This window comes from Acidimicrobiales bacterium (assembly GCA_035540975.1).
In the GTDB taxonomy this organism is placed as follows: domain Bacteria; phylum Actinomycetota; class Acidimicrobiia; order Acidimicrobiales.
The window spans coordinates 1-10,178 of sequence record DATLFN010000130.1; the positions used below are offsets into that span (position 1 = coordinate 1).

7 protein-coding genes are annotated in these 10,178 nt (G+C 70.4%); 5 read left to right on the forward strand and 2 right to left on the reverse strand.

Annotated elements, in window-relative coordinates:
• The first annotated feature begins 456 nt into the window (after window positions 1-456).
• The 3 genes from VM242_12945 to VM242_12955 all read left to right on the forward strand — a co-directional run bounded on the left by VM242_12945 (window position 457) and on the right by VM242_12955 (window position 3,863).
• Window positions 457-1,290 (forward strand): alpha/beta hydrolase, encoded by an 834-nt coding sequence (locus VM242_12945; GenBank protein ID HVM06070.1) that lies wholly within the window; start codon window positions 457-459, stop codon window positions 1,288-1,290.
• A gap of 104 nt (window positions 1,291-1,394) precedes the next feature.
• On the forward strand, window positions 1,395-2,948 hold the full coding sequence (locus VM242_12950) for an HD domain-containing phosphohydrolase (GenBank protein ID HVM06071.1): 1,554 nt from the start codon (window positions 1,395-1,397) through the stop codon (window positions 2,946-2,948).
• 93 nt (window positions 2,949-3,041) lie between these two features.
• Window positions 3,042-3,863 (forward strand): alpha/beta hydrolase, encoded by an 822-nt coding sequence (locus VM242_12955; GenBank protein HVM06072.1) that lies wholly within the window; start codon window positions 3,042-3,044, stop codon window positions 3,861-3,863.
• A gap of 277 nt (window positions 3,864-4,140) precedes the next feature.
• Here VM242_12955 and VM242_12960 read toward each other — a convergent pair whose 3' ends face one another.
• Window positions 4,141-4,893: an ATP-binding cassette domain-containing protein gene (locus VM242_12960; GenBank protein ID HVM06073.1), complete on the reverse strand. Its 753-nt coding sequence runs from the start codon at window positions 4,891-4,893 to the stop codon at window positions 4,141-4,143.
• A 584-nt stretch (window positions 4,894-5,477) separates the two neighbouring features.
• Here VM242_12960 and VM242_12965 point away from each other — a divergent pair.
• A complete protein-coding gene (locus VM242_12965) occupies window positions 5,478-7,238 on the forward strand; it encodes an ABC transporter ATP-binding protein (GenBank protein ID HVM06074.1) in 1,761 nt (586 codons plus the stop codon).
• A complete protein-coding gene (locus VM242_12970; protein ID HVM06075.1) occupies window positions 7,238-9,076 on the forward strand; it encodes an ABC transporter ATP-binding protein in 1,839 nt (612 codons plus the stop codon). Before VM242_12965 ends, VM242_12970 begins: the two co-directional genes overlap by 1 nt.
• A 658-nt stretch (window positions 9,077-9,734) precedes the next feature.
• On the opposite strand, the gene VM242_12975 is transcribed toward VM242_12970, so the two are convergent.
• On the reverse strand, window positions 9,735-10,178 hold a 444-nt coding region (locus VM242_12975; protein ID HVM06076.1), incomplete at its 5' end, for a hypothetical protein.

Sequence of the window (10,178 nt, forward strand, 5' to 3'; positions counted from 1 at the left end):
GTACCGCGACCGCAGGACTTCCGGCGTACTCATGCGAGGCGACCGCCCGGTTGTGCTCAGCGCCGCAGCCGCTGACGACGCCGGCACCGCTCGGGAACGCCCCTCACGTGGCGGGGCACGGGTGTGACCCGCGCCGGCCGCGGACGATGAGGGCGGCGGGACGGGGAGCGGGCCGGCGCACATATCACGCGCTCGATACGCGGTCCGCCTTCCGGCGCGACCGCGACCTATCGGCGCTTAGCTCACGCGTCCCCAATCCGGCGTGTTGTGCTACCAGCGCCGTCCTGTCTGGTGGCGCGTTCTGGACACGTTCGCCTGGGACCGTCGGGGTGCGATCCACCTCGTCCCTGATCCGATCCGCGGCGGACCCCGGTGATGGGGTGAACGCCCGATGTGCGTTGTCGCTGCCTCAGGGATCGTTGTCTGGCCGGACGAACGACCGAAGGAGAGAAGGCGATGGCGACCACGATGGTGAACGGTGTGGAGCTGTTCTACGAGGCGGCGGGGGCGGGCGAGTGCCTCGTGCTGACCCACGGGTCCTGGACCGACGGGACGGGCTGGGAGCCGGCGGTGGCGGGGTTGGCCGAGCGGTACCGGGTCGCGGTGTGGGACCGGCGCGGTCATTCCCGCAGCCAGGCGGGCGATGGGCCTGGTAGTCGTGCCGAGGATGCCGCCGATCTCGCGGGGTTGATCGAACGGGTGAGTGACGAACCCGTGCACGTCGCCGGCAACTCCTACGGTGCCAACATCACCTTGACCCTCCTCACTGAGCGGCCCGACCTGGTCGCCACTGCCTCGGTGCACGAGCCGCCACTGTGGGGCCTTCTCGAGGGGACGCGCGATCAGGCGCTCGTCGACGAGCTGGGCGCCGCAGACGCCAACCTGGCGGTCGTGCGGGACCTGATCAGTTCGGGGGACCACCGCGGCGCTGCGGAGCACTTCATCGAGCACGTGGCTCTCGGGCCGGGCTCCTGGGAGCAGCTCCCCGGTCCGTTCCGGGCGGTTCTGGAGGCGAACGCTCCCACCTACCTCGACGAGCTGGCCGACCAGACAGCCCTGTCGATCGACAACGCCGCGCTGGCCAAGACGGCGGTGCCCCTGCTGTTCACCCACGGCACCGAGAGCCCCAAGCTGTTCCCTGCCGTGATCGCCGAGCTCCGGAAACTGGTACCAGCGGCGCGAGTGGAAGTCCTGGAGGGAGCCGGCCACATCCCTCACGCCACCCATCCCGACGAGTGGGTTGCGCGGCTCACGGCGTTCCACGACCAGTGTAGGGCCGTCCGTCAGTAGGAGGTCGCCGGCGAGCAGACAGCTGTCAGCCGGTCCAGGATGGCGACCGCCTTGAGGGTGAGAGACCCCCGGGTCTCGGGTGGAACATCTGGAAGAGTGGTGGGGTGGGCGAGCAGGTTTCGAGGGAGCGGTTGGCCGAGCTGGCCGTCGCCTTGTCGCTGGCGACCGATCTCGGCACTGGCCAACCACTCGAGCATGGGCTTCGCACCTGCTGGTTGTCGTTGAAGACAGCCGAGGCTCTGGGACTCGACGACGGGGCGCGCTCGTGCGTGTATCACGTGGCGTTGTTGCGGTTTCTGGGCTGCACCTCCGACGCATCGGAGGCGGCCGTCTTCGCCGGAGGCGACGACGTGGCGTTCAACGCGACGTTCGCGCCGATGCTGAATGCCCAGCCCGGGGAAGGCGTGCGCTTTCTGGTTCGCCACCTCGCCGCGGACCTGCCGATCCCCCAGCGCATCGGGCGTGTCGCCCGGGCGCTGGGAGATCCAGGAGGGGAGCGGCGGAGCCTGTCAGCCCACTGCGAAGCAGCCTCCCGCCTGGCCACGCGTCTGGGCATGCCGGCGTCGGTGTGCAACTCGCTTGCTCACGCCTACGAGCGCTGGGACGGCAAGGGCTACCCGGACGGGTTGGCGGGCGAGGACGTGCCGGTGGCCGTTCGGGTCGTGGCTGTCGCCCGCGACGCCGAGTTGTGGGCTCGGCAGGCGGGGTGGGCGACCGCGGCCGAGGTGCTCGCCCGCCGGCGGGGCCGCGCCCATGACCCCGCGGTGGTTGATGGGCTTTCGGGCGACGGGGAAGGTTGGCTGGCCGGCATCGGCGACGACCCGGGTGCCGCAGTCCTCGAGGCCGAGCCGGCGCCGGTGCTCACCATCGAGAACGGCCGGGTCGACGGCGCGCTGAGAGCGGTGGCCGACTTCGCGGACCTGAAGTCCCCGTTCTTCCTGGGCCACTCGACAGGCGTCGGGGCCCTCGCAGGGGCGGCGGCGACCGCAGCTGGGCTGTCCGACGAGGACGCGGCGACGTTGCGGCGGGCCGGGATGGTGCACGACATCGGCAAGGTCGGTGTCGCATCCGGCATCTGGGACCACCCGGGGCCGCTGAGCGCCGACCAGTGGGAGCGCGTACGACTCCACTCGTATCTGGGGGAGCGGGTGCTGTCCCGTTGCCGGCTGCTGGAACCGTTCGCGGCCGTTGCCGCTCGCCACCACGAACGACCCGACGGATCCGGCTACCACCGGGGCCTTGGCGGTGACCAGCTCGGGGTCGGCGCCCGGATCTTGGCGGCCGCGGACATGTACCACGCGCTGACCGAGGCACGTCCCCACCGAACAGCGTTCGAGCCGTCCGCTGCCGCGACGCGGCTCCTCGACGAGGTCGACGCCGGCCGCCTCGGGCGGGCCGAGGTCGACGCTGTGCTCGCCGCTGCCGGCCAGGCCAGCCGCCAGCCTCGCATCGACCGGCCCGCGGGCCTCACCGAACGCGAGGTCGACGTGCTACGCCTGATCGCGCGCGGTCAGGCCAACAAGCGGGTGGCGGCCACGTTGGGGATCTCGCCCAAGACGGTGGGCCGCCACATCGAGCACATCTATGCCAAGGCAGGGGTCGCCACCCGCGCCGGCGCCACGTTGTTCGCCATGGAACACGGCCTGCTGGCACCCTGACGCCATTGGAGATGGGGTGAACGCCGAATGCGCCACGCTCTCACTGACCAAAGACTGGTCAACGTCCAGACCTGTCCAGGGTAGGGGAACGCGATGAGCGACACAGGATCGACCGGAGCAACCACAACCCGCCTCGATGTCCCCTCGTCGGACGGAACACCGCTAGCCGTGTGGGTCGACGGTGACGGGCCCGCCCTCGTCCTGGTCCACGGCTCCCCGAGCGAGCACTCCACCTTCGATCCCCTCGTGGCGGAGCTGCGGGCGCACGTGACGACCTATGCCATGGACCGCCGAGGCTCCGGTGCGAGCGGCGACACAGCGCCGTACGCCATCGAGCGTGAGTTCGAAGATGTGGCAGCCGTCGTCGACGCCGTCGCGGCGCGTATCGGCAGCGCCGTCGCCCTGTGGGGCCACAGCTACGGATGCAACCCAGCCATGGGCGGCGCCGCCCTTACCGCCAGCGTCGGCCATCTCGTCCTCTACGAGCCCAGCTTCGGCCTGACCTACCCGCCAGGCGCGATCGACGCCATCGAACAGGCTGTGGCAGCCGGAGACCCCGAGCGCGCAATCCGCGCCGCGTTCGTCGACACCGGCGTCATGACCGACGACGATTTCGAGGCCTTCAAGACCAGCCCCCGGTGGCCGAACGTCGTCGCCTCCGCACCCGCGCTGTCCCGCGAGTGCCGAGTCGAGAACAGCTGGGTGTACCAAGCCGGCCAGTTCGATGCGATCAGCGCGCCCACCCTGATGCTGATCGGCTCTGACACCGACCTCGAGCTCGCCGCCTGCACGAAGAGGGCCGCAGCCGCCTTACCCAACGCCAGCATCCACATTCTGGACGGGCATGGCCACTTTGCGTACAAGAGCGCCCCGGCCATGGTGGCCGCGATCATCCGCGGCTTTATCGCCACTTGAGCCACGGGACCAACATCACCGACGCATCACCACCACCCATGAGCCAACGCCGCCCGGCGACCAAGGATGGCTCGAATTGCGCGTCGGACGCTGAGCACATGTCTCATAACGTGCGGCCTGGTCGACGCGGCCGACCATCCCCGAGGAGCCGGTCAGGGACGCTCCATATCGGCCGCTCGATATCGCGGCGGCGGCAGAACCAGCAGCCGGACCTATCGGCGCTTCTTGTAGGCCTGTGCGCGGCGCGAGGTGAGTGCCGGGCCAAGCGCCGGCCTGCCTACGCAGGCGTCGCGCCGGAGTAGGCGGACGCCTGCAGAGTGAACAGGTCGGCGTACACGCCACCGGTTGCCATCAGCGATCCGTGGTCGCCCTGCTCCACGAGGCGCCCCTCCTGTAGCACCAGGATGCGGTCGGCCGAGCGCACGCTCGAGAACCGGTGGGAGATCAGCAAGACGGTGCGGCCGGCGGACAGCGCCCGCATGCGGTCGAACAACGCGTGCTCGGCGCGGGGGTCGAGGGCAGCCGTGGGCTCGTCGAGGATGAGCAGCGGCGCGGCCCGGAAGAAGGCGCGGGCCAGTGCGACGCGCTGCCACTGCCCGATGGACAGCTCGTGGCCCCCTTCGAACTGGCGGCCGAGCATGGTGTCGTACCCGTCGGCCAGGGCGGCGAGGAAGTCGTCCGCGCCCGACTGGGCGGCGGCGGCCTCCACCCGGGGCCGGTCGTGGGTCGCCGTGTGGTCGCCCACCGCGATGTTGTCCGCCGCGGACATGAAGTACTGGACGAAGTCCTGGAAGATGACCGCGACGTTGCGGCCGACGTCAGAAGGCGCGCACGTGGCCACGTCGACGCCGTCCCAGGTGATCCGGCCCGACGTCGGCTGGTACAGGTTGCAGAGCAGCTTGGCCAGCGTCGTCTTCCCGGAGCCGTTCTCGCCCACCAGGGCGACGACCTCGCCGGCATGGAGCTCGAACGACACGCCGTCGAGCGCCGACCGGTCGCACCCCGGATAGGTGAACGAGACGCCCTCCACCGCCAGGGTGGCATGTCCGGGCGCATGCCCATCTGCTGCTTGCCCGCGATGGTTGGCCAGACCGGCGGCACGAAGGGCTGTTCTCGTTGGTACTCGAGCTTTCGGCCCCCGGTGGGTGACCGGACCAACGACCATCCGCCCGGCAACTTCTCCGAGCGATCGATCACGGTCCATCCCAGCAGCGAGGCGTAGAACTCGGCGAGCCGGCAGGCATCGCGACACCCGATCACAGGTCCGCTCAACCGAGTGCGAACAGAATCCACGCCAGTACCCCCAATTCGACGAGCTGAGTCGAGTCTCTCGCGGCCAGCCGGCGGCTCCGGGAGCTGCACCTATCGCGTGCTGGAGAGCGCGCCGTGCTGGCGCCGGCTAACGCCCCCGATCGGAGCGTCGGGTGGTGCTGACTCGACTCAGATCGGAGGTGTTCTCCGGTAGCGAGCGTGCTGCGATGCGATGATGCGCTTCCCGCTTCTTAGGTGATGCACTCCCTCAACTCCTGCCGGGGGCCAGACGGACCTCCCGAGGAGTAACCCAGAAATCCATTCTTGGCCGGAGGCGCCCCGGCGGTACGGTCGAGCCATCGCATGACCGCTCCCCCGCTCTGGCGCGTCCGGCCCTATCTCTGTCCCTACAGGTGGCAGCTGTGGGCCATGGCCGGCGCGTCGGTGCTCGGCGTGGGAGCCGCCATCACCGTGCCACACGTCGTGCGCCGGGTGGTCGACGGCCCCATCCCTGACGGCGAGCGCTCGGCGATCCTGCCCCTCGCCTCCCTCGTCCTCGTCCTGGGCCTGTTCGAGGCGTTCGCCGCCTTCCTCCGCCGCCGGCTCCAGGCTCGGTCCGCCACCGGGTTCGAGCAGGCCTTCCGGGACGACCTATACGTCCACCTCCAGCGGCTTCCGCCCTCGTTCCACGACGAGTGGCAGTCCGGCCAGCTGCTGTCGCGGGCCATGGGGGACCTCCACGTCATCCGGAGGTTCATCAGCTTCGGCCTGGTGATGACGGTCGTGAACACCATCACCTTCCTCGTGGTGATCGGCCTCCTGGCCCGCCTGCACCTCGCCTTGGCCACGCTGGTCGGCGCCTCGCTTTTGCCTCTGGCCGTCATCTCGTCGCGGTTCCGGAGCAGCTACCGCGGGGTGGCCCGTCAGGTCCAGGACCGCCAGGGCGACCTCGCCACGCTGGTGGAGGAGGCGGCCGCCGGCATCCGGGTGATAAAGGCCTTCGGCCGCCAGCCCGCCGTCGAGGCGCAGTTCGCCGACGGCGCCGAGCGCCTGCGGGCGTCGGCCCTCGAGGCGGCGCGCCTCCAAGGCCGCTTCTGGCCGCTTATCGACCTGGTGCCGAACCTCGCCCTCGGCACGGTGCTCCTCGTGGGCGGCCTGGCCGTGGGCAACGGAGACCTCACCCTCGGGGGACTGGTCGCCTTCATTTCCCTCGTCCTCATGCTGGTGTGGCCCATCGAGTCGCTGGGCCGCATCCTGGCCGACGCCCAGGAGGCCTCGGCCGCCGCCGGCCGGGTGTTCGAGGTCCTCGACACCGAGCCCGACATCGCCGACCGCACAGACGCCGTGTCCCTCGAAGCGTCGTCGGGTCTTCTTCGCTTCGAGGGTGTGGGCTTCCGGCACCCGGGAAGCGACCGGTGGACGCTGCGGGGCGTCGACCTCGAGGTGCGGCCGGGTGAGACGATGGCACTGGTGGGCGGTGCCGGCGCCGGCAAGACGGCCCTGCTCCAACTGGTGCCGCGGCTCTACGACGTCACCGAGGGCAGCGTCAGCCTCGACGGCCACGATGTGCGCAGCCTGCGCCTCGCGGCGCTGCGCCGCCACGTGGGCGTCGCCTTCGACGATCCCCTGCTCTTCTCGGCCAGCGTGCGCGAGAACCTTCTGCTGGGATCGCCCGACGCGACCGAGGACGACGTCGAGGCCGCCATCGACATCGCCCAGGCACGCTTCGTCCACGACCTGCCCTGGGGCCTCGATACCCGCGTCGGCGAACAGGGCCTCACCCTCTCGGGCGGCCAGCGCCAGCGCCTCGCCCTGGCCCGGGCGGTGGTCGGCCGCCCCGCCGTCCTCGTGCTCGACGACCCGCTGTCCTCGCTCGACATCCACACCGAGGCACTGGTCGAGCGCGCCCTCGCCCATGTGCTGGCCGGCACCACCGCCCTCATCGCCGTTCACCGACGTTCGACCCTCGCCCTGGCTGACCGGATCGCCTTCCTCGACGGCGGCCGTGTCACGGCGGTGGGCACCCATACGGAGCTGGTCCGAGCAGAACCTGCGTACCGGCGTTGGCTGGGTGAGGCGGACTGGCCCCGCCGCCCCGTCGATCGAACCGAGATGGCGAGCTGATGGCGGGCGAGCCGGCGGGTTCGCCCGACGTCGCCTGGCGCGGGGTGGCGGCGGAGTCCGCCGATGACGCCATCGGCGGGCTCACGGCGTTCCTGCGCGCACGCAGCCGTCGACTGCTGGCGTCGCTCCTGCGGCCCCACCGCGGGTCGATACTTCTCCTCGGCATGGTGTCGGTGGCCCAGAACCTGGCCGCCATGGCCGGCCCCTTCCTCGTCAAGATCGGTATCGACCGCGGCATCCCCGCCATCCAGCGGGGCGGCGGGTCGAGCACCCTCCTGGTCGTGGTGGCCGTCTTCTTCTTCGCCGCCGCCGCCGAATCGGTCCTCACCGCCGTGTTCGTGCGCACGTCGGCGCGGGTGGGCCAGGACGTGCTCCTCGACCTCCGGACGCGGCTGTTCGCCCACTTCCAGGTCCTCAGCATCTCCTTCCACGAGCGCTACACCAGTGGCCGGGTGATCTCGCGCCTCAGCTCCGACGTGGAGGCTCTGGGCGACCTGCTCAGCTCAGGTGTGGCCCAGCTGGTGTTCGCCCTCCTGTCGGTGTTCACCACCGCCGTGCTCATGCTGCTGCTCGATGTGCCGCTGGCCCTCGTGGCGCTGCTCTCGTTCCCCGCCCTCCTCGCCCTCACCCTCTGGTTCCGGCGCCAGGCAGAGCGGGCCTACCGGGCGGGCCGGGTGGCGGTGGCCCTGGTGATCGTCCAGTTCGTCGAGTCGATGGCGGGCATACGGGTCGTGCAGGCCTTCCGCCGCGAAGACCGGAACCAGAGGATCTTCGGCGAGTTGAACGAGCGGTACGCCGACGCCAACCGGTGGGGCATGCGGCTAGCCGCCGTCTTCGGGCCGGGCACCCGGGCGATCGGCGGGGTGACCCTCGCCGTCACCCTGGCCGTCGGCGCATTCCGGGTGATGGACGGTGCGACCACGGTCGGCGCCCTCGCCGCGATCCTGCTGTACGTTCGCCGGTTCTTCGAGCCGATGCAGGACCTCGTCCAGTTCCTCAACAGCTTCCAGTCGGCGTCGGCCGCCCTGGAGAAGCTGTCGGGGGTGCTGGAGGAGGGCCCGGAGGTGGCCCAGCCGGCGGTGCCCGTCCTCCTGCCGGACGGCGGCCTGGACGTCCGCTTCCATCGGGTGGGCTTCGTGTACGCGCCGGGGCGCCCCGTGCTCCATGCGATCGACATCGGGATCCCGTCCGGCCAGACGGTGGCCGTCGTCGGCGAGACCGGCGCGGGAAAGACCACCATCGCCCGCCTGCTGGCCCGCTTCTACGACCCGACGTCCGGCAGCGTGACGCTCGGCGGCGTCGATCTCCGCTCGGTTGCCGACCACGACCTCCGGCAGGCGCTGTGCATGGTGACCCAGGAGAGCTTCCTCTTCAGCGGCTCCGTTGCCGACAACATCGCCCTCGGGCGGCCCGACGCGTCCCGCCAGGACATCGAGGCGGCGGCGGCCGCCGTCGGGGCCCACGACCTGTTCCGCCTCCTTCCCGGCGGCTACGACAGCCCCGTAGGCAAACGAGGCAGCCGGTTGTCCGCCGGCCAGCGCCAGCTGGTCGCCTTCGCCCGGGCCTTCCTGGCCGATCCCCGGGTGCTGGTGCTCGACGAGGCAACGTCGTCCCTCGACGTGCCGTCCGAGCGCGTCGTGCAGGACGCACTGGCCAACCTGCTCGCCGACCGAACGGCGGTGATCATCGCCCACCGCCTGTCGACGGTAGAGATAGCCGACCGGGTGATCGTGGTGGACGGCGGCCGCATCGTCGAGGACGGTGCGCCGGCCGACCTGCTGGACCGCGACGGCCGCTACCGGGAGCTGCACCGGGCCTGGGAGGAGAGCCTCGCCTGAGCTGCCGCAGTCGTGCCGCCATCTGGATGTCCAGCCGGCAGCGCCATCACACGGGGCGCTAGTTCGTGACTCGACCGGGCAACACGATCAGACCGCCAGATCCCGGGCGGCCCTGGACCCCAGCTGGGGTTGGGCGGGACGATCGATACCGGGCACTCGGTAGGTGCCGAAGTCGGGCGGCTTGGCGGTGACGCCATCCACACCCTGGCCATCGATCGGTGCGCGCATTATCGAGCGGGACGCGCGCTTCTGTGTCGCACGCTGCTGCGCCTGGCACGGTGGGGTCGTTGGTTCGGCCCTGTACTGCATGGTTGTGGCCGCTCGTGGCGTCATTTCGGACTGAGAGGAGCCTCTCGAGGGACCCGGGGCGCACAGCGAAACCGATGGCCAGGAACACCTCAGCCGCTGGGAGGAGTCCGAGTTCGCTCCACCCCGGCCTCGAGCGGGCGTAGGAACGACCCGGAACGATTAGCACTGGTGGAGATCGACGTTGCACTGTGCCTTCCTGGTGAGGCCGAGACGGTTCGAATCTTTCGAGACGTGACCGTCATGTCGCTCGTCCGCCTCGGAGCTCACGGGATCGCCGACATCCGCCGAAACCGTCACTGCACAACCGGTGCGGGCGCGGTGCCGACGACCAGCGACATCCAGCTTCCTCCTACGCGGCCGCCATCCCAACGATTGGTTGGTTGAGCTGACCGCCCCCAGCGGAACCGTGGAAGGCGGCATCGAAGCCGAAGATGCCGCCGTCGGAGGCGACCAGCCAGTAGCCCACGCCGTCGGCGTCTGGCACGAGCGACTGCACCGGCTTGTTGAGCGGCTTGTCGCCCATGGAGCCCTTGAACTCGGCGTCACCGAAGGTGAAGATCCCGCCGTCGGAGGCAACCATGTAGTAGCCGTTCCCCGAAGACGAGGGAATGGAGTCGAGTACCGGACCGTTGAGCTTCACCTTGCTCATGTCGCCATGGAAGACGGCGTCACCGAAGGGGATGGCCCGGCCCGCCGAGGTGAAGATCCAGTACCCGTTGCCGGTCTTCGTCGACGACAGGCTCGTGACCACCTCGGCCGCGGTGAGGAGCGACCGGTTCACGTCGCCGTAGGG

Bases quoted from the DNA above. Each gene is read 5' to 3' on its own strand.
- VM242_12965 (HVM06074.1), top strand. From the start codon at position 5,478: ATGACCGCTCCCCCGCTCTGGCGCGTCCGGCCCTATCTCTGTCCCTAC.
- VM242_12945 (HVM06070.1), top strand. From the start codon at position 457: ATGGCGACCACGATGGTGAACGGTGTGGAGCTGTTCTACGAGGCGGCG.
- VM242_12955 (HVM06072.1), top strand. From the start codon at position 3,042: ATGAGCGACACAGGATCGACCGGAGCAACCACAACCCGCCTCGATGTC.
- VM242_12970 (HVM06075.1), top strand. From the start codon at position 7,238: ATGGCGGGCGAGCCGGCGGGTTCGCCCGACGTCGCCTGGCGCGGGGTG.